This is a genomic window from Ruegeria sp. YTSC004, assembly GCF_059609805.1.
Window position 1 is genome coordinate 339,722 of record NZ_JBXWMJ010000003.1, and the last position, 21,417, is coordinate 361,138.

At 58.0% G+C, this 21,417-nt stretch carries 20 protein-coding genes and 1 tRNA gene; 13 read left to right on the forward strand and 8 right to left on the reverse strand.

Annotated elements, in window-relative coordinates; genetic code table 11:
- Positions 1–77: 77 nt before the first annotated feature.
- The 3 genes from AC2FFP_RS08685 to deoC are packed head-to-tail and all read right to left on the reverse strand — an operon-like array spanning position 78 to position 4,261.
- Entirely contained in the window at positions 78–893 is an 816-nt protein-coding gene (locus tag AC2FFP_RS08685) for an SDR family oxidoreductase (RefSeq protein WP_496880909.1), read from the reverse strand.
- A 24-nt stretch (positions 894–917) separates the two neighbouring features.
- The gene (locus AC2FFP_RS08690; RefSeq protein ID WP_496765403.1) at positions 918–3,251 is read right to left on the reverse strand and encodes an aldehyde dehydrogenase family protein; all 2,334 of its coding nucleotides are present in this window, start codon (positions 3,249–3,251) and stop codon (positions 918–920) included.
- An 11-nt stretch (positions 3,252–3,262) separates the two neighbouring features.
- A complete protein-coding gene (deoC, locus tag AC2FFP_RS08695; protein WP_496726335.1) occupies positions 3,263–4,261 on the reverse strand; it encodes a deoxyribose-phosphate aldolase in 999 nt (332 codons plus the stop codon).
- 198 nt (positions 4,262–4,459) lie between these two features.
- On the opposite strand from deoC, the gene AC2FFP_RS08700 reads away from it, so the two are divergent.
- From AC2FFP_RS08700 to AC2FFP_RS08725, 6 genes are all read left to right on the forward strand, one after another.
- Positions 4,460–5,413, forward strand: coding sequence for a metal ABC transporter solute-binding protein, Zn/Mn family (locus AC2FFP_RS08700; RefSeq protein WP_496766089.1), 954 nt, complete (start codon positions 4,460–4,462; stop codon positions 5,411–5,413).
- A 3-nt stretch (positions 5,414–5,416) separates the two neighbouring features.
- On the forward strand, positions 5,417–6,220 hold the full coding sequence (locus AC2FFP_RS08705; RefSeq protein ID WP_496765399.1) for a metal ABC transporter ATP-binding protein: 804 nt from the start codon (positions 5,417–5,419) through the stop codon (positions 6,218–6,220).
- A 3-nt stretch (positions 6,221–6,223) separates the two neighbouring features.
- Complete coding sequence (locus AC2FFP_RS08710; protein WP_282119542.1) at positions 6,224–7,429, forward strand: metal ABC transporter permease; 1,206 nt, start codon at positions 6,224–6,226, stop codon at positions 7,427–7,429.
- Complete coding sequence (locus tag AC2FFP_RS08715; RefSeq protein WP_496739593.1) at positions 7,426–8,355, forward strand: metal ABC transporter permease; 930 nt, start codon at positions 7,426–7,428, stop codon at positions 8,353–8,355. The genes AC2FFP_RS08710 and AC2FFP_RS08715 overlap by 4 nt, the downstream gene beginning before the upstream one ends.
- 282 nt (positions 8,356–8,637) lie before the next feature.
- Positions 8,638–10,482 (forward strand): DNA mismatch repair endonuclease MutL, encoded by a 1,845-nt coding sequence (gene mutL / locus AC2FFP_RS08720; RefSeq protein WP_496765397.1) that lies wholly within the window; start codon positions 8,638–8,640, stop codon positions 10,480–10,482.
- Positions 10,483–10,534: 52 nt separating this feature from the next.
- On the forward strand, positions 10,535–11,764 hold the full coding sequence (locus AC2FFP_RS08725; RefSeq protein ID WP_496765394.1) for a DNA recombination protein RmuC: 1,230 nt from the start codon (positions 10,535–10,537) through the stop codon (positions 11,762–11,764).
- 3 nt (positions 11,765–11,767) lie between these two features.
- On the opposite strand, the gene AC2FFP_RS08730 is transcribed toward AC2FFP_RS08725, so the two are convergent.
- Genes AC2FFP_RS08730 through AC2FFP_RS08740 form a run of 3 tightly spaced genes read right to left on the reverse strand, consistent with a single transcriptional unit; the run spans position 11,768 to position 13,548 of the window.
- Positions 11,768–12,172, reverse strand: coding sequence for a hypothetical protein (locus AC2FFP_RS08730; protein ID WP_496880910.1), 405 nt, complete (start codon positions 12,170–12,172; stop codon positions 11,768–11,770).
- A 58-nt stretch (positions 12,173–12,230) separates the two neighbouring features.
- The gene (locus tag AC2FFP_RS08735) at positions 12,231–12,881 is read right to left on the reverse strand and encodes a ChrR family anti-sigma-E factor (protein ID WP_496880911.1); all 651 of its coding nucleotides are present in this window, start codon (positions 12,879–12,881) and stop codon (positions 12,231–12,233) included.
- 10 nt (positions 12,882–12,891) lie between these two features.
- Complete coding sequence (locus AC2FFP_RS08740) at positions 12,892–13,548, reverse strand: sigma-70 family RNA polymerase sigma factor (RefSeq protein ID WP_496845029.1); 657 nt, start codon at positions 13,546–13,548, stop codon at positions 12,892–12,894.
- A gap of 149 nt (positions 13,549–13,697) precedes the next feature.
- Between AC2FFP_RS08740 and AC2FFP_RS08745 the strand changes: the two genes are divergently transcribed.
- The 4 genes from AC2FFP_RS08745 (at position 13,698) to AC2FFP_RS08760 (ending at position 16,339) form a co-directional block, all read left to right on the forward strand.
- Positions 13,698–14,471, forward strand: a complete 774-nt coding sequence (locus AC2FFP_RS08745) for a DUF1365 domain-containing protein (protein ID WP_496765383.1) — start codon at positions 13,698–13,700, stop codon at positions 14,469–14,471.
- A gap of 87 nt (positions 14,472–14,558) precedes the next feature.
- Positions 14,559–14,876 carry a DUF3775 domain-containing protein gene (locus tag AC2FFP_RS08750; RefSeq protein WP_108860111.1) on the forward strand — a complete coding sequence of 106 codons (318 nt, stop codon included), beginning with the start codon at positions 14,559–14,561 and terminating at the stop codon, positions 14,874–14,876.
- Positions 14,877–15,004: 128 nt separating this feature from the next.
- Positions 15,005–16,078 carry a hypothetical protein gene (locus AC2FFP_RS08755; RefSeq protein ID WP_496880912.1) on the forward strand — a complete coding sequence of 358 codons (1,074 nt, stop codon included), beginning with the start codon at positions 15,005–15,007 and terminating at the stop codon, positions 16,076–16,078.
- Between the two features lie 171 nt (positions 16,079–16,249).
- Positions 16,250–16,339 (forward strand) — tRNA-Ser (locus AC2FFP_RS08760).
- 101 nt (positions 16,340–16,440) lie between these two features.
- Here the strand turns inward: AC2FFP_RS08760 and AC2FFP_RS08765 are convergent.
- Positions 16,441–17,541 (reverse strand): Hint domain-containing protein, encoded by a 1,101-nt coding sequence (locus AC2FFP_RS08765; protein ID WP_496880913.1) that lies wholly within the window; start codon positions 17,539–17,541, stop codon positions 16,441–16,443.
- Positions 17,542–17,827: 286 nt separating this feature from the next.
- Here AC2FFP_RS08765 and AC2FFP_RS08770 point away from each other — a divergent pair, with 286 nt between their 5' ends.
- The 3 genes from AC2FFP_RS08770 (at position 17,828) to AC2FFP_RS08780 (ending at position 20,008) form a co-directional block, all read left to right on the forward strand.
- Positions 17,828–17,992 carry a hypothetical protein gene (locus tag AC2FFP_RS08770; protein WP_496880914.1) on the forward strand — a complete coding sequence of 55 codons (165 nt, stop codon included), beginning with the start codon at positions 17,828–17,830 and terminating at the stop codon, positions 17,990–17,992.
- A gap of 27 nt (positions 17,993–18,019) precedes the next feature.
- On the forward strand, positions 18,020–18,250 hold the full coding sequence (locus AC2FFP_RS08775) for a hypothetical protein (protein WP_496880915.1): 231 nt from the start codon (positions 18,020–18,022) through the stop codon (positions 18,248–18,250).
- A gap of 120 nt (positions 18,251–18,370) precedes the next feature.
- Entirely contained in the window at positions 18,371–20,008 is a 1,638-nt protein-coding gene (locus AC2FFP_RS08780) for an adenylate/guanylate cyclase domain-containing protein (protein WP_496880916.1), read from the forward strand.
- 233 nt (positions 20,009–20,241) lie between these two features.
- Here AC2FFP_RS08780 and AC2FFP_RS08785 read toward each other — a convergent pair whose 3' ends face one another.
- A complete protein-coding gene (locus AC2FFP_RS08785; protein ID WP_496845024.1) occupies positions 20,242–21,237 on the reverse strand; it encodes a helix-turn-helix domain-containing protein in 996 nt (331 codons plus the stop codon).
- Positions 21,238–21,417: the final 180 nt, after the last annotated feature.

Sequence of the window (21,417 nt, forward strand, 5' to 3'; positions counted from 1 at the left end):
ACCCTCGCAATGAATGGGTCTTACGCTGTGCCAATTACGTGAAGCCGTAAATGAACAACCTCACAGGTTAATGGGTCTTATGAGCGTGCTTTCGCCTGCGCGCGCAACATTTGCCCCATCATCTGGCCGAACTTGCCCGAGCCACGCTGGTACAGCGCGCCGTCTACGGCCAATACCGTGCCGCTGATATAACTGGCCAGGTCGGAGCTTAGGAACATACAGGCGTTCGCCACGTCCTGCGGCTGACCCCAACGGCCCAAGGGGACGTCCTTGCGCAACGCTTCTCCGGCATCTGGCGTAGGGGCCAGACGCTTGGCCCCTTCAGTGCCCTCGATAAAACCCGGCACGACCGAGTTCACACGGATACCCTCGACACCCCATTCCATCGACAGGGTGCGGGTGATTTGATCCACGCCTGCCTTTGCGGCGCAGACGTGGGACTGACCTTCATAGGGCAGATAGGATTGCGGGGCCGAGATGTTGATGATGCTGGCACCCGGACGCTTGAGGAAAGGATAGGCCCCCTTCATCACGTGGATCGTGCCCATTAGGTCGATATCGATCACGGTCTTAAACGCATTGACCGACATCTCTGCCGCCAATGCCGGGAAGTTGCCCGCCGCGCCCGATACCAGCACGTCGAAGTCACCGAACGCGTCGTGGAACTGTTTCAGCCCGTTTGCCACGGCCTCCGGGTCACGTACATCGAACGCCGCGCCGATGGCGTCCTGTGCGCCCGCTTCTTTCAGCGCGGCAACAGTGTCATCGACCTTTTCCTGCGACCGGCTGGCGACGGCCAGTTTGGCACCCGAGGTCGCAAAGGCCTCGGCAATGCCGCGATTGATACCGCTGGTTCCGCCAATGACGATGACGGTTTTTCCTGAAAAGTCCATGTAGGCCTCCCTTGGCGGGGAGCCCTACTCGCCGTAGGGCACCCAGATGTTTTTGACTTCGGTCGCAGCCTGCAGGAAGCGGCGAGAATGGTCCACGCCCCAATCGATTGCCGTCGCGTTATTCACCCAGGTCCGTTTCAGGTTCCCGGCCGAAACGACCTCGATCTCTTTCGACAGGTCGGTGGATGAGAACGACCAGACTGCATCGACGTTCAGGTGCGAGGCCAGCGGTTTCGCCAGTTCCGCGTGGCTGCCGGTCAGGATGTTGACCGCGCCAGCGGGGACGTCCGACGTCTCGAGAATCTGGTAGAAATCAGTCGCTGCCAGCGGGTAGGGCTCCGAAGCCACCAGGACTGTCCGGTTCCCCATCGCAATCGCCGGGGCCATGGCCGAGACCAGACCCAACAGAGGTGCCTCATCCGCGCACAGCGCGCCGATGACACCCACGGATTCCTTCATGGCAATCGCCACGCCACGGATCGGAACGCCGTGCACCTGACCGTCGTACTTGTCGGCCCAGGCTGCGGCTGTGAACAGACGCTGGATTGAAGCCTCGACCTCTTTCGCGCCGTCCTTCTTGCCGGTCATTGCGTCGATGCGCGCGGCGAATTCATCGGCACGGGCCGAGAGGTTTTCGCCGATGTAATACAGGATCTGTGCCCGCAGATGGCCGGTGGTCTTGGACCATCCATTGGCCCCTGCCGCAGCTTCAACTGCATTGCGGACGTCCTTGCGATTGGCGAGGCCCACGTGGCCCAACAGCCCGGATTTACCCCAGACGGGTTTCGAATAGCCGCTATCAGGCCGCGCCTGCTTGCCTCCGACATACATCTTGGCGGTACGGTCAATCGGATCGACCGGAGCGCCTTCGCCGGTCCCCGCTTCGACCTTCGCCAATGGCTTAGCTTTGCCTTTGGGCTTGGTGTACGCGGTCAAACCTTCCCAGCCGCCTTCACGGCCAAAGCCGCTTTCGCGCACGCCACCGAATCCGGCTGCCGCGTCGAACAGGTTGGTGGCATTCACCCAAACCACGCCCGCGACCAACTTAGGTGCGATATCCAGCGCCAGGTTCACATTCTCGGTCCAGACCGTCGCGGCCAGCCCGTAACGGGTGTTGTTGGCCAGTTCGACCGCCTCTTCCGGTGTACGGAAGGTTGAGGACACCAGCACGGGGCCAAAGATCTCTTCCTGCATTAGCGGGTCGGAAGTTTCGAGGCCCGAGATCAGCGTCGGGGGGTAATAACACCCGTTCGCCGGCAGATCGCACGCGGCTTGGTGCACGTGACCAGCGGTGTTGCTTTCGACCATGCTTTTGATGGTTTGCAGTTGGACCGGGTCTACAACCGCGCCCACATCAATGCATTTATCCAGCGGATCGCCGATGCGCAGCTTGTCCATCCGTGCGCGCAACTTGTCATGGAAACGATCAGCGATGCCTTCCTGCACCAACAGGCGTGAGCCGGCACAGCAGACCTGCCCCTGATTGAACCAGATCGCGTCGACCAGACCTTCGATGGCACTGTCGATATCGGCATCATCAAAGACGACGTAGGCCGACTTGCCGCCCAGCTCCAATGTCAGTTCCTTGCCGGAACCCGCGGTTGCTTCACGGATGCGGCGGCCCACAACTGTCGAGCCGGTAAAGGCGATCTTGTCCACATCCGCGTTCACGATCATCTCGCCCACTGCGCCGTCACCAGTGACGATGTTGACCACGCCATTGGGCAGCCCGGCCTGCGTGCAAATGTCAGCAAACAAAAGTGCGGTCAGCGAAGTGTACTCGGCTGGTTTCAGAACCACGGTGTTGCCCATCGCAAGTGCCGGGGCAATCTTCCACGCCAGCATCAGCAAGGGGAAGTTCCACGGGATGATCTGCCCGCAGACACCCAACGCCTCGGCATCGGGCAGTTCGCTTTCCATCAGCTGCGCCATGCCCGCGTGATAGTAAAAATGCCGCTGCGCCAGCGGGATGTCGATATCACGTGACTCCCGGATCGGTTTGCCGTTGTCGAGGCTTTCCAGCACGGCAAACAAACGCGAATGCTTCTGCAACAGGCGCGCGATGGCATAGAGGTACCTAGCGCGGCCTGCGCCGCCCTGCTTCTCCCATTTCGGCTGCGCTTTACGTGCGGCAGTAACGGCGGCATCCACATCGGCTTGTTTCGCCTGTGTCAGCTTAGCCAGCACCTCTCCGGTCGCTGGGTTGCGGCTCTCAAACCCCTTACCCGGCTTGGTAAAGGCACCGTCGATGTAGTGACCGAACTTGTCGCCCTGATCGACTAGCCAGGCCAGCGCTTCAGCCGCGCTTTCGGGGGCGGGGCCATAGTCCATGGTTTCGAAAATCTCTTTGACTGTCATTGTTCTTGTCCTCAGCCCATAGAGTGACGGTAACCGGCGGAATACGCGCCCGTTACATAATGTTCCAATTGCCGTTCGATATCGCCCAGCAGCGATGACGCGCCAAAGCGGAACAGGTCAGGTTCCAGCCAGCGGTCGCCCAGTTCGTCCTTGATCAGCGACAGATAAACCAGCGCGTCCTTGGCTTTCGAGATGCCGCCTGCCGGTTTATAGCCGACCCGGTATCCGGTTCGGTCATAATAGTCGCGGATCGCGCGGATCATGACCAGCGAAACAGGCAAGGTGGCGTTGACGCTTTCCTTGCCGGTTGAAGTCTTGATGAAATCCGCCCCGGCCATCATGCAGACCAGCGAGGCGCGCGCGACGTTGCGCAGGCTGCCCAGCTCTCCGGTGGCGAGGATGGCTTTGACATGCGCATCGCCGCAGGCGACGCGGAAGGCCTTCATCTCGTCATACAAAGCTTGCCAGTCGCCAGACAGGACGTGACGGCGCGAGATCACGATGTCAATTTCCTCGGCACCGGCCTTCACGCTTTCTTCGATCTCGGCCACGCGCAGATGGAATGGCGACAAACCTGCCGGGAAGCCGGTGGAAACCGCAGCAACAGGGATGCCGGTGCCATGCAGAGCGTCCACGGCGGTTTCGATCATGTCGTGATAGACGCAAACGGCCCCGGTTGTGATAGGCGGCATATCCAGCGCTTTCAGAACCGAAGGTGCAACGGGTTGCCGTGCCTTGGCACACAGACGGCGCACACGTCCGACCGTATCGTCACCCGACAGGGTGGTCAGGTCGATCATCGTGACCGCCTTCAACAGCCATGCGGCCTGATACTCTTTTTTGACAGACCGACGACCGGGCAGGGTCGCGGCGCGGCGTTCAATGGCCGAAGTATTGACCTGCACGGCGCGTACCCAGTCCAGATCCAATTCCATTCCAGGGTTTCTAGGCTCGGTCACTTGCGGCAGATGCGCGGTGCGCACGGGGCTTTCTGAGCTCTGCGTTTCCATCTTCACATCCTTTGGGAGGTTTGCGCCAAATTCGCACGGCTTGGCGCTAATTGGAAGGCACGGCGGCCTTGCGCGTGCAATTTTTTTGACCAAATGGACAAATTTAATGTTTTCTTGCGAATAATTCGCAATGACGTTGACTTAGTTGCGAATGGTTCGCATATTCATTCTCAAGAGGATACCTAAATGGGGTCAGAAATGATTCGTCGTAGTTTTCTTGCGGCTTTGGCTTTTGCCGCCGCTTTGCCGGTCACAGCCTGGGCCGAGGCACCGCTGAAAGTGGTTGCAACCACAGGCATGATCGCTGATGCGGCGCGTCAGATCGGTGGGGAACGGGTGGAGGTCAAAGGCCTGATGGGCCCGGGCGTCGACCCGCATGCTTACCGTCAGACCCGCAGCGATATCGTGGCTATGACCCGGGCGGATTTGATCCTGTGGCACGGTCTTTACCTTGAAGCGCAGATGGAAAACTTTTTCCATGATCTTGGGCGCAAACGTCCGGTCGTGGCTGTTGCCGAGGGTGTCGATAAGTCCAAGCTGCGCGCACATGACGATTATGCCGACAAGTATGACCCGCATGTATGGATGAGCCCGGCCGTCTGGCGCGATGTGGTGGTCGAAGTTCAAAAAGCCCTGACAGACGCGCGCCCCGAAGCTGCTGATTTTTTCGCCGCGAACGCGCAGACACATCTGGCCGAGATTGATCAGTTGGAAGCCTACGGCAAACAAGTGCTGGCCGACGTGCCGGAAAACAACCGTGTGCTTGTAACGGCGCATGACGCCTTTGGCTATTTCGGTGAGGAATACGGCTATGAAGTGCTTGGCATTCAGGGCATCTCGACCCAGTCCGAGGCCGGTTTGAACCGGATCGGCGAACTGGTCGATACCTTGGTAGATCAACAGCTGACGGCGGTGTTTGTCGAAAGCTCGGTTTCTGATCGGTCCATGCGCGCGCTGATCGAAGGGGCCGCGGCCAAAGGCCATGATGTTGGCATCGGTGGAGAGCTGTATTCCGACGCGATGGGTGAACCGGGCACGTACGAGGGTACGTATATCGGGATGCTGGATCACAACATCTCTGTGATTGCCGGGGCGTTGGGCGCAGACGTGCCCGAGCATGGCATGAACGGCAAATTGTCGGCGGGGTCCTGAACGATGCTGTCGCTGGCTGCGCATCAGGGTGCTTCGGTTGCTGAGAAAACTACAAAGGACTGCCCTCTGGTCATTCGCGGTCTGACTGTTTCTTACGGTCAGAAACCCGCCGTGTTTTCGGTGGATATGACCGTGCAGCCCGGCGCGATGACGGCGATCATCGGACCAAACGGGGCGGGGAAGTCTACGCTTCTGAAGGCGGCGCTGGGTATTGTCTCACCCCTGTCCGGGCAGGTTTCGGTTTTTGGTGAACCGCTTGAGAAACAGCGTGCCAGGATCGCGTATGTACCACAACGCGCCAGCGTCGACTGGGATTTCCCGACGCGTGTGATTGACGTTGTGTTGATGGGCCTGTCCCGCGAGCTGGGGTTGTTGGGCCGCGTCCGTGCTCGGCATATGTCCCGGGCTATGGACTGCCTGAACCGGGTCGGGATGCGCGATTTTGCCGACCGCCAAATTGGTCAGCTTTCAGGCGGCCAGCAACAGCGCGTTTTCCTTGCGCGTGCTCTGGCGCAGGATGCCGATCTTTATCTGCTGGATGAGCCCTTTGCCGGTGTCGATGCCGCGACAGAAAAAGCAATAATCGCAGTGTTGAAGTCGCTGAAAGAGGCTGGCAAGACCGTTGTCGTCGTACATCACGATCTGGCCACGGTGACTGATTATTTCGACCATGTATTCCTGATCAATACCCGCAAAGTGGCTGAGGGAACTGTGGCCGAGGCCTTTACCGCTGAAACCCTGCAATCGGCGTATGGCGGCCGTTTGGCCACAGCCCAAATCGACCAGATTTCACGCGCATTGGGGTAAATCATGCTTTGGGATGCTCTGACCCTTCAGCTGGGCTATAACGCCACGCTGGTCGCGATTGGTGCGACCTTGCTGGGTATATCCGCTGGTGTGACCGGCACGTTCCTGTTCCTGCGCAAACGCGCGCTGGTCAGCGACGCCATCAGCCACGCGACGCTGCCCGGCGTCTGCCTTGGGTTCATGGTTTTGGTCGCCCTTGGCGGCGATGGGCGCAATCTGATCGGTCTGCTGGCCGGATCGGCGGTGTCGGCTTGGGTCGGTTTGCTTTGCATGAACTGGCTGACTCGCCACACGCGACTGGCCGAGGATGCCGCCATTGGTGCCATCCTGTCGGTGTTTTTCGGTCTCGGCATCGTTCTGCTGACCGTGATCCAGACCATGGGCGTCGGTCGTCAGGCCGGGCTGGAAGGGTTCCTGCTGGGCTCAACCGCAGGGATGTTGTGGGCGGATGCGCTGGTCATCGCAATCGGTGGGGCAGCGACGCTGTTGCTCGTCATGATCATTCGCCGACCTATGACCATGGTCGCCTTCGACCCTGAATACGCTGCTGCCCGGGGCCTGCCGGTGCACCGGATTGATCTGGCGATGATGGGGCTGGTCATGGCAGTTACTGTGGTGGGCCTGAAAATTGTCGGGCTGATCCTGATTGTGGCGCTGCTGATTATCCCACCTGTCACGGCGCGTTTCTGGACGGACCGTTCGGACCGCGTGGTGCTGCTGGCTGGACTGGCCGGAGGGTTGGCGGGCTATCTGGGTGCGGCGATGTCAGCCTCGGCCCCCAATCTGCCCACCGGCCCGATCATTGTACTGGTCAGCTTTGGCTTTTTCGCACTGTCACTGTTACTTGCGCCTGTCCGTGGAGTTCTGGCAGCGGTTCTGCGGCACCTGCGGTTCCAGCGCCGGGTTCATATTCGGCAGGGTCTGCTGGCACTGGCGCAAGGGCAAAAGATCTATGAGCCACTGACCTTGCGTCTCTTGCGGCGTGCCGGTTTGGCGCGGGCGGATGGCGTGGCCACCGAAACAGGCAAGGCGCGCGCGGCCAAGGCGTTGCGCGATGAAAGGCGCTGGGAAATCGTCAGGGCTGATCAGATGCATGAGGCAACGGCTGCGCTCTATGACGGGTTGCGGGACATCGAAACCGTCCTGACCCAAGATCAGATCGCTGAGATCGACCGCCAGATCGGCGGCCCGCAGGAGGTTCCGGCATGAGCGGTGAAGAATTCGTACCCCTGTCTTTGACACCCTTGCTGATCGGCACGTTTGCCGCCATCGCCTGCGCTTTGCCCGGGAACTTCCTGGTCCTGCGCAAACAGGCCTTGATCGGGGATGCGATCAGCCATGTGGTGCTGCCGGGTATTGTCGTGGCCTTTCTGCTGACCGGAACGATTTCGACCTGGCCAATGATGCTGGGCGCCGCGGGCGCGGCAGTGGTGGCTGTGGTTCTGATCGAAGCTGTCAGGCGGCTGGGGCAGATCGAGGCGGGTGCCGCGATGGGGGTGGTTTTCACCACGATGTTTGCAGCCGGTGTGCTGCTGCTCGAACAAACCGATACTTCGACCGTACACTTGGATGTTGAACATGCGCTCTATGGCAATCTGGAAAGCCTGATCTGGTTGGACGCTGTGGGCTGGTCTTCGGTGTTGGATCCTGTGGCGCTGGCGGGGTTGCCGCCGGAATTGCCTCGGATTGCGCTGACTTTGCTGGCGGTATCTGTCTTTGTATGGCTGTTCTGGCGGCCGCTGAAGATTTCCACCTTTGACGAAGGGTTTGCGCGTACCATTGGTGTTCGGACCGGAGTTCTGGGTATGGCTTTGGTGATCACGGCAGCTATTGCCGCCGTGGCGGCATTTGACGCCGTGGGTTCGATCATTGTGATTGCCATGTTCATTTGCCCACCCGCAGCGGCGCGCATGATGACCAACCGGCTGGAAACCCAGATCGCATGGAGCATCGTCTTTGCCATCCTGTCGGCCGTCTCCGGGTATGTGCTGGCCGGATATGGTCCGCTCTGGCTGGGGGCGGCGGACGCGGTCAGTGCTGCGGGCATGATCGCAACAATGTCCGGCCTGATCCTTGCGCTTACGGCTTTGTGGGGGCCGTGCCGGACCCGGGCGGGTGCACCCGGAACCGCGTGACCCGGCATTTTCTCGCCGCTGGGTCCTGCGTGGTATCGGCCAAACTTCGCCACCCGACTTGAGGCCCAGAGAGTCTTCGCATCGTGAAACCGTATTCGTGGTATGAAATGACCCGTTGATTATTGGATGACCACCACTCACTCCGGATCGTTCGAGCAATCGCGCCCAGACTGACCGCAAGTCTAGGCTGGCACCGTGCGATTGTTCGAACGCCCCCTCCTCACATTAAATGCAAGCCAAAGCGGTGGCAGAATCGCGCGCGTATGTGCTAGGTCTGGTGGTATGGCGCAGGCACACCCCAATATCAGCGAAAATCGACCGGTCATCCGGCAACTTGACGACGCAGCAATCAACCGTATTGCCGCAGGCGAGGTTGTTGAACGTCCGGCTTCTGCAGTCAAGGAATTGGTGGAAAATGCCATCGACGCTGGCGCAACCCGCGTCGCGATCGACATTGCCGATGGGGGTAAGACGCTGATTCGCGTCACCGATGATGGCTGTGGGATTGCCGCTGAGGATCTGCCATTGGCCCTGTCGCGCCACGCGACCTCGAAAATTGATGGGTCCGATTTGTTGAATATCCACACCTTCGGGTTTCGGGGTGAGGCGCTGCCATCGCTCGGCGCCGTCGGGCGCCTGACCATTACCAGCCGGGTGCCGGGGGGCGAGGCGGCCTCGGTCCATGTGGCGGGTGGTCGGATCGAGGCGGTGAAACCTGCCGCCTTACGTGCTGGCACGGTGGTTGAACTGCGCGATCTCTTTTTCGCCACGCCTGCGCGATTGAAATTTATGCGCACCGACCGGGCTGAAGCGCAGGCGATTTCCGATACAGTCAAACGTCTTGCCATGGCCGAACCTGCGGTAACTTTCACTCTGCGTGACGTCTCTGGTGGTGGAGAGGGGCGCGTGACCTTCCGCGCCGACCGCGAAAATGGTGATCTGTTTGACGCGCTTCACGCCCGACTGGCCCGCGTGATCGGGCGCGAGTTTGCTGAAAATGCCCTGCAGATCGATGCCACGCGCGAGGGGATCCGGTTGTACGGTTACGCCGCCTTGCCGACCTATTCGCGCGGTGCGGCGGTGGAGCAGTATCTGTTCGTCAATGGTCGTCCTGTGCGCGACAAGATGCTGACGGGCGCGCTGCGGGCGGCCTATTTCGATTTCCTCAGCCGGGATCGTCATCCGGCAGCAGCATTGTTCATCGACTGCGATCCGACGTTGGTCGACGTGAATGTGCATCCGGCAAAGTCCGAGGTCCGGTTCCGCGATCCGGGCGTCGCGCGCGGGTTGATCGTCTCGGCCTTGAGGCACGCGCTGGCCGAGGCCGGGCACAGGGCCTCCTCCTCAGTGGCGAATGCGACTTTGGGCGCTATGCGTCCGGAACCGGCACAACCTGCGCCGGCACGCGTCTATCAGATGGACCGTCCCTCGCCAGCTGCTCGAAAAGTGGCGTATCAGGCACAGGCACCGGGATTTGCCGAACTGTCTCAGGACTACAGCGGCAGCATTGTCGAACCGGCTTCGGTCCCAGAAACACCGGTCGAAGACCTGCCTTTGGGGGCGGCGCGCGGGCAGGTGCATGAGAACTACATCATCGCCCAAACTGCAGACGGCATGGTGATCGTAGATCAACATGCGGCACATGAGCGGCTGGTTTATGAAAGGCTCAAAAACCAGATGGCCGAGAACGGCGTCGCAGCGCAGGCGCTTCTGATCCCGGAAATTGTTGAACTGTCCGATAGCGATTGCGCGCGCCTGATGCAGGTTGCGGATGACCTGACAAAGCTGGGTCTGACGATTGAACCCTTTGGGGGCGGTGCGGTCGCTGTGCGTGAAACGCCCGCCATTCTGGGCGAGGTGGACGCGCGGGCGATGATCCTTGATATATTGGATGAACTGGCCGATCAGGGCGAAAGCCAGATGGTACAAGCGCGGATTGAGGCGATCCTCAGCCGGGTGGCCTGTCACGGCTCGGTCCGGTCGGGTCGCCGTATGCGGGCCGAAGAAATGAACGCCCTACTACGGGAAATGGAGGCCACGCCCCATTCCGGTCAGTGCAACCACGGGCGGCCGACTTATGTGGAATTGAAGCTGAGCGATATCGAGCGATTGTTCGGCCGCAGTTGATCCATTGGCTTGGTTGGGCTATGGAGAATAAAACAAGAACACCCGAGGCGACATGATCGAGATTGCAGGAACACAATATGCACTGAACGACCCCGTGATCCTGACCGTGGGTGGGGTTGTTACGCTGATCTTGTTGTTGCTGTTCCTGTCGCTACGCGCAGCCAACCGGTCGGCCCGGATGGCGGAACCTCTGTCCCGCCAGATGGCGCACCTGGGCCAGCATGTGCAGCAGTTGGGGCAAGGGCAGGAACAATTGCGCGGCGGATTGCAACATGTTTCGGACACACAGGCCAATGCGCAGGTGCAGGTGATCCAAACGGTTGAATCCCGCCTGTCCTCGGTCCAGCAGCAGATGAATGACCGACTGGCGGATAACGCGATTAAATCGGCACGTGCCTTGGGCGAGATGCAGGAGCGGATGAAGGAATCCCTGCATGGATCATCCAAACAAACCGCGACATCGCTGACACAACTGCAGGAACGTCTGGCCGCCATCGACAAGGCGCAGGACAATATCACAAAACTGTCGGGCGACGTGCTGTCTTTGCAGGATATCCTGTCGAACAAGCAAACGCGTGGTGCTTTCGGAGAGATTCAGCTGAATGATATCGTCTCTAAGGCGCTGCCTTCGGATAGTTTCCAGCTGCAGGCAACCCTGTCGAATGGACGGCGCGCAGATTGCCTGATCAACCTCCCGAACCCTCCAGGACCGATTGTCATCGACAGCAAGTTCCCGTTGGAGGCCTATGAGGCGCTGATCGGTTCGACCAATGACATGGAGTTGAAGGCGGCGGTTCAGATGTTCCGCAGCACGGTGCGTAAGCACATTACAGATATTTCCGAGAAGTACATTCTGGACGGTGAAACGGCAGATGGAGCACTGATGTTCCTACCGTCCGAGGCGGTCTATGCCGAACTTCATGCCAAATTTCCTGAACTGGTGCAGGAGAGTTTCACCAAACGCGTGTGGATCGTCTCGCCCACCACCTGCATGGCGACACTGAACACGATGCGTGCGATCCTCAAAGACGCGCGGATGCGGGAACAAGCTGGGGCGATCCGCAAAGAACTGGGTTTGCTGCACAAGGATGTTGAGCGTTTGGGTGATCGGGTCGGCAATCTGGACCGCCATTTTGGGCAAGCGGCCAAGGATATCTCGGAAATCAAGATCAGCGCGGAAAAGGCTGGCCGCCGGGCACAGAGGTTGGATAACTTCGATTTCGAGGAGTTGGCACCGGACGATCAGACCAACGTTGTGCCTCTGGGCCAGTCCGAAGGCTAGGCATTACTGGATTGACAGATCCAGATTGTAGCCGACCGTCTTGTCCGTATCGCGGTCATTGCCCATCAGGTAGACCCGGATCGTGTAGTCTCCATCCTCGGGCAGTTCGATGCGCGCAGTATTTCCGTCGATCGAGCCGTTGTAGATCGCGAAACCATCACTGTCCGGCGGCAGGATGTTGAAGTAGATCACGCCATTGCCATTTGTGTCGCTTACCTTCAGGTCGGCGAACATCTCTTGCCCGGCTTTTGCACCCAACTTGTAGTCGAAGTACTCGTTTCCAGTGACGGTACCATTGACCATTGTCCCGAAATTGCCAGGTTCGAACTTCACGTCAGCGACCAGCTGGGCCGAAGCGACAGATGAAAAACCCATAAGGGCAACGATAAACAACATAGTCCGGATCATTTCAAATGCCTCCACCACTCAGCTTGCAGGGCAGGGTACCACATGAGCGCTGATTGCGTCAGATCTTCAGGAACGGTTGGAACAGACGCGGCATCAACTTGTTGAATTTCAGCGGCGCGTCAGTAACAGCCAGACAAATGCAATCTCCGCTGATGTCGGCTGTCGGCGTATGGTGCAGGTCTTCATCTGCAATCTCCACATCACCACGGGCAAAACGGTCGACCTCATCCGAAAACGCGCCCTGCAGAACCATTGTCAGCTCTACACCATTATGGCTGTGGTCGGGAACTGCGGTGCCCGCCGGAATGAACAGCAACCGAGCTGTTGCATCACCGGTCGTCGGCAGGATCGCCTGCTTGACCCCCATGCCGATTGGTCGCCAGCGGATGTCATTTACGTCACCGCCCACGTAGTCCTGCAACGGGCTTGGCAAAACCGAGCAGCCGGGTCGCCTGGGTTTGGCAATCGGCGCACCGTTTGAGATCAAAGCCATCGTTTCCGCAAGTGCCTTGTCGTTCATCGCAACGGTCTCGTCCTGTTCTTCCAGGACATATCCGCCAACGGCGTCAAAGCTTTCGGCCTGCGCACGACATTGATTGCACAGGGAAAGATGTGTCGCGACCATCAGGTCGAAAGCCTCGGGCAGAGTGCCTGCGGCGTAAGCCATCAGCAGGTCGTCTGTCAGGTGATGTTTGATCTTATTGCTCATATCCGTCATCTCAATTCATCGCATGGCGCAAGCGGTCCAGCGCCAACCGTATCCGTGATTTGATCGTCCCCAGTGGCAATCCGGTCTGAGAAGCAATTTCTCGATGGCTCAGATCGCCGAAATAGGCTTTCTCGATCAGTTGTCTTTGCGCTTCTGGCAGCGCGGTCAGGGCGTTGCGCAGCTGCGCGGTTTCCTGTTGCAGAACAAGTATGTCGTCCTGTTCCGGCTCAGCCTCGGGTCCCCATCCCAGTTCTTCGGGCTCGGGGCGGCGTTGTTTGCGCAGGACGTCGATGCGTTTGTTCCGGGCGATCGTGAACACCCATGTGGCCACGGTCGCCCGCGCAGGATCGAATAAATGCGACTTGTGCCACAGAGTGGCCATCACTTCCTGCGCGCACTCTTCGGCCATGGCCGCGTCCGAACCCGACTTGATCAGGAACGCCTTGATCCGCGGCGCGAAATGCTGAAACAACTCAGCAAAGGCGACCTGGTCCTGCGTGTCCCTTATACGTCTGACGTGGTCCACCCACTCAGCTCGTTTGTCACAACTGTCTTGCGCTCGGTTCACCGGTTTTCCCTTGATGCGTTTCTTTGCGCGCCACGGTTTCTGTGAAGGCCTGCTGGCCACCGGTTCATCCAAGGTCGCGGTATCGATCTCGGTAAACATAACAACAATACGCAGCGACACCCAAGCTGGATCACATTGTGATGCGAAATTAATCCAAACCGGACCATGTTTCGTATGATAAGTATGTACATGACGAAAAAAACAGCGCCACTTGAACAGCTTACAGGAAAACTGGAACACAGCCGAGAATGAACAGGATCGACCATATTTCAGGCCATACTTACCACGGTCGAAAAGGCAGGATCGAGAATGCGTTTCGGTATTCCATTGATTACATCCTGCTGGACCCCGAAGCCCGGCCTGACACACCGCTTTTGTTTTCGATGAACCGCGCCAATGCGATGTATTGGCGAGACCGTGACCACGGCGGTGAACCCGGCAAAGGGCAGAGTGCGGCGTGGTTGCGAGTTAAATTCGACGAAATGGGTGTGACGCAACCTGCAAGGCTTGAGTTGCTGACGCAGCCACGGGTGCTGGGGCATGTTTTCAATCCGGTCAGCTTCTGGTTCTGCTTCGATGCCGGTGAACAGCTATATGCGGTGGTAGCCGAGGTTACGAACACCTACGGCACGCGCCACAGCTATCTGTGCAACAATCCCGGGTTTGCGCCGATCCAGCCGACGGATCGCATCGTTGCGGACAAGCTGATGCATGTCTCACCGTTTCAAAAGATCGAAGGGACGTATGAGTTTCGCTTTGACCATCGCCCCGAGCGTATCGGCGTCTGGATTGACTATGGTCGAAAAGCGGGTGGATTGATTGCCACCCTGACCGGGCCGCGCGCGCCGCTGACCAACCGGGCGATCCTGTGGTCGTTGCTGCGGCGCCCCTTCGGTGCGCGACGTGCGTTTTTCCTTATTGTGTGGCAGGCGATCAAACTTAAGATCAAGAAGGCACGGTTTGTCCCGTTCCGAACCGCCCCTGTGCCCGATCAGCCGATATCCCGCAGTCGCAAGCCTTAGCCCTTAGGTCTTTGCTTAAGATCAAAGACTCAGCCCCTTCCTCATGGTTGTGGTACTATTGAAACCGCGAATACGAGGAGTTGGGTCATGATGGAAATTTCGCCAAGGAAAATTGCTCAGGTTGCAATGATGGGGCGCGAATTGGGTCGTGCCGAGGGCGAATTGCGCGCCTTTATTGACCGGATGAGCGAGGACGAACAGGCCGAACTGGTGGCTGTCATGTGGGTTGGGCGAGAAAGCTTTTTCGCCGAAGATCTGCCTGAGGCTATTGCAACCGCCAAGTCCGAAGCTTCGACCCCTTGCGCAGACTACCTGATCGGTACGCCGCATATGTCGGATCATCTTGAAAATGGCTTGGATGCACTGGGCATCTCAGCAGAGGATGTGGAAAACGACCTGATGTAAGTGCACCAACTATGTGCAACCGTTGCAGCCTGCAATACATTCGCTGAATACCCGGTTTTCGGATAACATGGTCAGGAAACCCGAAAGCCCGCATTCAGGCTGGGGTGCTATTAGACGGAGCGTGATCCATGTGGCGCGTCTTGCAATTGTTTGCGGTGTTCGCGCTTTGCGTGGGCTTCCATTCCCGCCCTGCCCAAGCCTGCGGCGTCTGCGTTGAGCTTCCGGAATATTCTCTGGCGGACCGGATTCTTTCGGCGCGTGTTATCGTGCTGGCGGCACCATCGCCAGACAACCCTTTCAGGTTCTCCCCCGTTTCGGTTTTGAAAGGCACGCCGGAACAGGTTGGGGCGTTGCCCGAAATACCTTTCCTGGTCGACAGCGTTACGCGATCCGCCTTTCGTGCGAATCCGGACAGAACGGTTTTGATGGTCTACGGGACGAGGTTTCAGGACAAGGCCGGTCGCAGCCTGCCCAGTGGTTGGACCAAAGGGTTCCTGATGACACCGGACAGGGCCCACTTCCTTAAAACACTGCGTGCCGAGGGGCAGGGCTGGGCCAGTGGCGCGCCGGATCGCGCGGCGCAGGTTGCCTTTTTCAGTGCCTATCTCACACATGAAGATCGCCTGTTGCGCAACACGGCGCTGATCGAAATCCACCGCGCGCCCTATTGGCTTTTGACCCACCTGACCGATGCTGTGCCAACCGCACAATTATTGCAGGATCTTCGCAATCCCAATCGTTTAGCCTACGCGCCGGCACTTATCCGATTGTTGGGTCTTCAGTCGGATCCGAAGGCTAAAGAACGCGTAAGGCTTGGCTATCAAAGCGCGCTTCGCAGCGGAAACCTCAACCTATACGACTGGGGGCTGGCGGGAATCACAGTTGATGGGGATCGGGCAATCCTTGAAATCGAAAAGTCGCTGCAGCGGCCCGAACGCTCCGTCGACGAAAAGCGCATCCTGATCCGCAGTCTGGCCGATGGCGGAACGACCTATCCCGAGTTGCGGCCCCGGATCCTGGATGTGTTTAGGCGTCAGTTGGACAAAGACAGCACTGTTGCGATCTGGATTGCCCTGGCTGTACGACCTTGGGGCACCTACGCACTGAACCCCAACTTTGAGGCTATCATGGCCCAAAGCGAACTAGATCCGGCGACTCTGTTCCTCATGCGGGCCGCAATCGAAGCTGAGGAACCGGGTTAACACTGTAGTGACGCTCCTCATAGTTCCAAATCGCACTAGGAAACAGATGGGGCAGCACTTTCGCCAAGCAAATGCATCTTAGCAGCCCCGGCGCATTCGAATTCAGAAAAATATCGCGCTTGATCAAAATCGTCTTGTATCTGGTCGACATGCAAGGATATACCGGCCAGCGGAGACGTGGCCGAGTGGTCGAAGGCGCTCCCCTGCTAAGGGAGTAGGCCCGGAAGGGTCTCGAGGGTTCGAATCCCTTCGTCTCCGCCACCTACCATTTCCGTTTAATTGGAAAAGATGCTTTTCAGCCCCTTATGGGGTTGTTTTGCCTAACACAATTAAGGTCGCTGTTGCTCTTCAATTGTATTCGATTACTCGATCAAAGATCGGTTGTTCTTGATGTGGCGTTGCACCATATGCCGAACCTGCTTGCCTTTGGCCGGGATCGGACGCGCTGATGGTGGTACGAAATCCTCTGTGGCCAAGGCGGGAAACAGTTCCAGCATTTCTGCCCGTGCCGCAGCCGGCACCGTCCTGAGGGCCTCGGCACCAGCAAACAGACTTTCCGATGGGGCACCTTCGGCAAAGACGATCTCATGCTGTTCGAACAGCATGTGATAATACTCGACGGTTTGAGTGTTTTCCTCGACCGAGATACCGGAAATTCCAACCAGCGCGTGCGCGGCCACGAGGATTTCGCTGGTTTCGAACATTCGGATTGCGATGGCGGACCGCACCAGCATCCGGTGTTGCGGGGAAACAAGTAAGTCGCGCTGAGGCAGTCCGCTGCCTAATGCACCGGCGGCGATGCGGATCGGGCGCAGTTTGGGCTTTTCCGACAGCTCTTGACTGGTCAGCGTACGCGCACCGGTCCAGCGGATACGCTGCGGACCCCGGTCCATCGTCTCAACCAAATCGCCTACACTCAGACGTTCGATCGCAATATCTCCACCCGGTGTCCGGATCAATGTGCCAGCCGTAAAGCAGGGCACGTCAACGATGGATGTGGGGTCGGTTGTATCAGGCGCATTGCCTGGCGTGACGTTGACATTCGTCATCGAATAGGCAGTGCCGGGTTCCAAAGGCTCTGACGTAATATAGCCTGCCAGGTCACTCTCGACCTCGACCCGGTAGACGGTGATGGTGCCACCGTCCGGATCGGTCAGAATATAGGATTCTTCAAGGTAAATATCACCACTGAAAAATGTTGTGGACCCGTCCAGATTGGTGACCGTACCGGTCTGTGTTAAGTCATCGCCGCTTTCGTTGCTGTTGAAGTCGCCGTTAAAGACAGTGCCGGTATCGGGCAGAGTTGGATTCCCGGGGCGTGACAGAATGTCACCGCCTGCTGCATCCTCGACATTGAAAACGTGCCGGTCAGTGGCCGGGTCAAAATCGGTGTCCAAAATGACCTGGCCCGACCCCACCGTGATGACGTCGGGATCATATCCAATGTAGGAATAGTTTGCCATTTACAACTCACCACCTTTTTTGCGCGCGCCGTTCATTTCAGCCAGAACTTTTGGCACGTAAACCACCATTCAATAGGTATTTTCAGCAACAGTCGCCAATCAATCCCCTTATTTCAAGGCAATACCACGGCATTTTTTTGAACTCATGAATGTGGCTGGCCTTTTTACCATAACGCTACTCTGCCATGGGCCTGACTTTCGTTAAGGCAGTGCGGTGGGCCGCGCTGGGTACCGATCTCACTAGCTAAACTGTGCAACGGTGATCGCGTTGCGCAATATCATGACAATGAGCATGGCGCTAACACGGGTAGAAGCCATATTGGCCTGTGTAGTGATGCACCTTCCCAACCCGGTTTTTTTGTCCCTGATGCGCGAAGACCCTGAGATTGGCGTATCGATCCTGACTTCGACCTTTACCCATCTGCATTCGCTGGTCGCACAGCTTGAATAACTCAAGGCCCAGACTGGCGCGCAGCAGGTGGCCAAATTTTTGATGAACCTGTCCGACAAGGTGGCCGACGGCAGTGAGGTTGAGCCGCCTTATGACAAGATGCTGATTGTAGGACGCTTGGGCATGAAGCCCGATAGCCTGAGCCGGGCGTTCTCGCAGCTCAAGCCGGAGGGCGTGAAAATCAACCGTAATCACGCGGTTGCCGCGGATACCCAATGCCTGTGCGACTACGCCGAAAACAGCCCGTCCGAAAAGTAGCGCAAACTCTGCTAGAGCAGTGCAATTTGCACAGACATTTTGATCTATTTGCTAGCGTTTTTTCGCATATTTGTGTACAATGACGCTAGTTCTGCCGCGTATTTCGGCGGGGGGTGCAGCATGACACACGACCGCAACGGTGGCCCTGACAGGCCGCCCTTGGTTGCGCTCAGCGTCGCCAAGGTCGCTCTTTCGGTTCGGGCCAAGCTGCTAGTGGCATTTTTGGGAATAACCGGTCTGCTGGTTTGCTTGGTGTTGTTTGGTCTTTATGCCTTGCATCAGGCCAATCTCCGGTCCGAGACGATGATGCGCGATCAGGAACGTATTGCGTTCTTTAATGACACCCACACAACGATCTCGAACCTGAACACACATCTACTGTCCTTGTTCGTTCCGCAGAACCTGAAAGGCCGTCCACGTCAGAACGGAATTCTGGGGGCTTCTACGCGTTCGATACTTCACGTCTCGGCAGCACTAGAGCGAAACCTTGCCCTTGGTTTTCGCAGTTTCGGACAGTCGGGAATGCCAGATGAGCAGGCGATCGCGAACCTTCGATCTGACCTTCAGGACATATTACCGGCAATCACTGAACTGCGCCGTCTGAACCGCGAAGGCGATCTGTTAGCCGCAGCGCAACACGGTATCGACCACATGTTCGAGCCGCTCCAAGCCATGCAGCGCGAGGCGTATACCGTGGCGCAGAATGTCGAACAGGAAGTGCGCGAACTGGCGCGGACTACAGAACAGGCATATTTGACTTCACGCCTAAGCATCACGGCTGCGGCGATCGCGGCGATTGGGATTGCCCTTTTGTTGGGATATTCGATTTCGTCGTCCCTGTTGTGGCCGATCGAACGTATCCATGCGGTGCTCAGCAAGCTGTCGCGGGGTGGGTTCGACAACCGGATTACGGTTCCCAATCGGGACGAACTGGGCGAGCTGGCAAACCACGTGAACCAGACCAGCGAAAAACTGGGTGCGCTTTACGGGCAAGTCGAAGTGCAAAAAGCCCAACTAGCTGATTTGAATGCAGCGCTGGAAACTCGGGTCGCCAACCAGATAGAAGAGATCGAGCGCACCAATCGTCTGAAACGCTTCCTGCCGTCTCAGGTGGCAGCGATGATTGTCGGCGCGACGGATGAGGAGGATGTCTTGAGGACCCGTAAGGCCGAGATCACAGTTCTTTTTGCCGATCTGCGCGGTTTCACGGCCTTCGCCACCGTTGCCAATGCGGATCAGGTCGTCGCGGCGCTCAACGCATTTCATGGCACTTGTGGACCGCTTGTCGAAGCCTGCGGGGGAACGTTGGAACGGTTTCTCGGCGACGGTTTGATGGTTTTGTTCGGCGCGCCAGTGCCGCTGGATGATGCTGCGCAGAGAGCCGTTGATCTGGCCCAGAAAATGCAAGTGGATGTCCGAAAGGCGATGGTCCCGTACAGGGCTGGTATCGCTCAGCACGGTCTTGGTCTCGGCATTGGGATCGCAACGGGCGCAGCAACCTTGGGTCGGATTGGTTTTGAGGGTCGTTTGGATTACTCGGCAATTGGGCCTGCACCCAATCTGGCGGCACGCCTGTGTGAAATCGCCAAGGACGGTCAGGTGCTTGTCTCAAATGCGACTGCGCGTCAGGTCCGGATAGATATGACCCCGGCGGGACCGTTCGATCTGAAAGGCATAGGAACCCGCGTTTCGGCCTATGAACTGGCGCGTCTGGTCGAAAGCCGGACGGCGCCTCACGTATGTGCCCCCTATCCCTGACAAATGCAGGGAGTTGCGCTCGTCGTAACTTCAAAAGGAGGGGTCGGGCGGTCATTTGCCAGCGATGAGCGCGCCTGCAATCTACAAGACTGAGCCAACCAAAACAGCTTCAGTGCGCACGCTGATGACGGCCCGATGGGACGGCAACTCACTTGATGCGTGGGTCAGCGAGTGTGTTTGACTTGTTGTGGGGGGACGAACCGACTGTTAACCCGGGCGCGGTCCTTTTCGTCCTACCTGGCAGATAACTGTCCCGCAAAGCGTTGATTTCGGATGTCGTCCGGGGATGTCTTGTAATGGGCGCGAAAGGCGCGCCCCAAAGCGACGGCAGAAGAAAACCCGGTGGCTGCCGAAATCTCTCGCTGCGACAAATCCGTTGTCCGAAGCAACGTGTCAGCCCGTTCCAGACGCAACTCTCTGTACGTTGTCAAAAGCTTTGTCCCGGTTCTGTTTAGGAATCGACGCTGCAACTGTCGGGTGGACGTACCCAGCATTTGCGCCAGATCCGAGATCCGCAATGGCTCCTCAAGATTATTACTCATCGTTTCGATGGCTCGTCGCACTTGTGGATCGGCCTCGGACCGTTGGAAAAGCCGGATTGCAAGATGGCTCTTGGCGGTCCTTTTAGGCTCGGACAGTCCGATGTATCCGCGCAGAGTGTCTGCGAGGTGCTCTCCGTGATCGATCGAAACGAAATTGGACAACAACCGTAAAGCGCTTAATCGGGTCGATGCGCTGTGCAAACGGTTATCATTGGCCATGTGGATACCCGATCCATCTTCGATCAGTCCGATTTCCTGCGCTGCGGCCGTGAAGTTGGGGTGCACCGCGGCGACTGTTTTTTCCGCCCGCCCGATCTGAGCAAGCAGCAAAACGGCGCTGCCGACAAATATTGTGCGCGACGACAGGTTCACAACCTGTGAGGTCCATGATTTCTCAGAGTCATCCAACCGCCAGTTTTCGTGGATATCCCCCCAAAAAAGTGCCGTTCGCCCAGACCAGTACAGCGGCCCTTCGACCGGATCTTTAGCCAACCTGCGAATGTTGATGATGTAAGAATGATGTTCGACCAGCCTGTTCAAAGCATCAAAGAAATCCAGGACGATCTGTGCAGATGCTTCGGTGTCCTCGCCAGAGAGGACAACATCGACGTGATGATTTCTGTTGGCTGTTTGCCTGGCAACGCAGGTTTGGCGTGAACGGGCATTCTTGAGGACATAGTGTTTCATTGTTCCTCCACCTAATGGTCTTCGGCTTTGCCCTTCGGGGCACCGCTCATTTCTTATGGCCGACCCCCGCTTTTGGCGGGGGTCGACCGTAATTTGCAGCCCGTTTACTCAGCGGCTTCTTCGTATGCGTCCATTGGGGGGCATGTGCAGATTAGGTTTCTGTCGCCATATGCGTTGTCG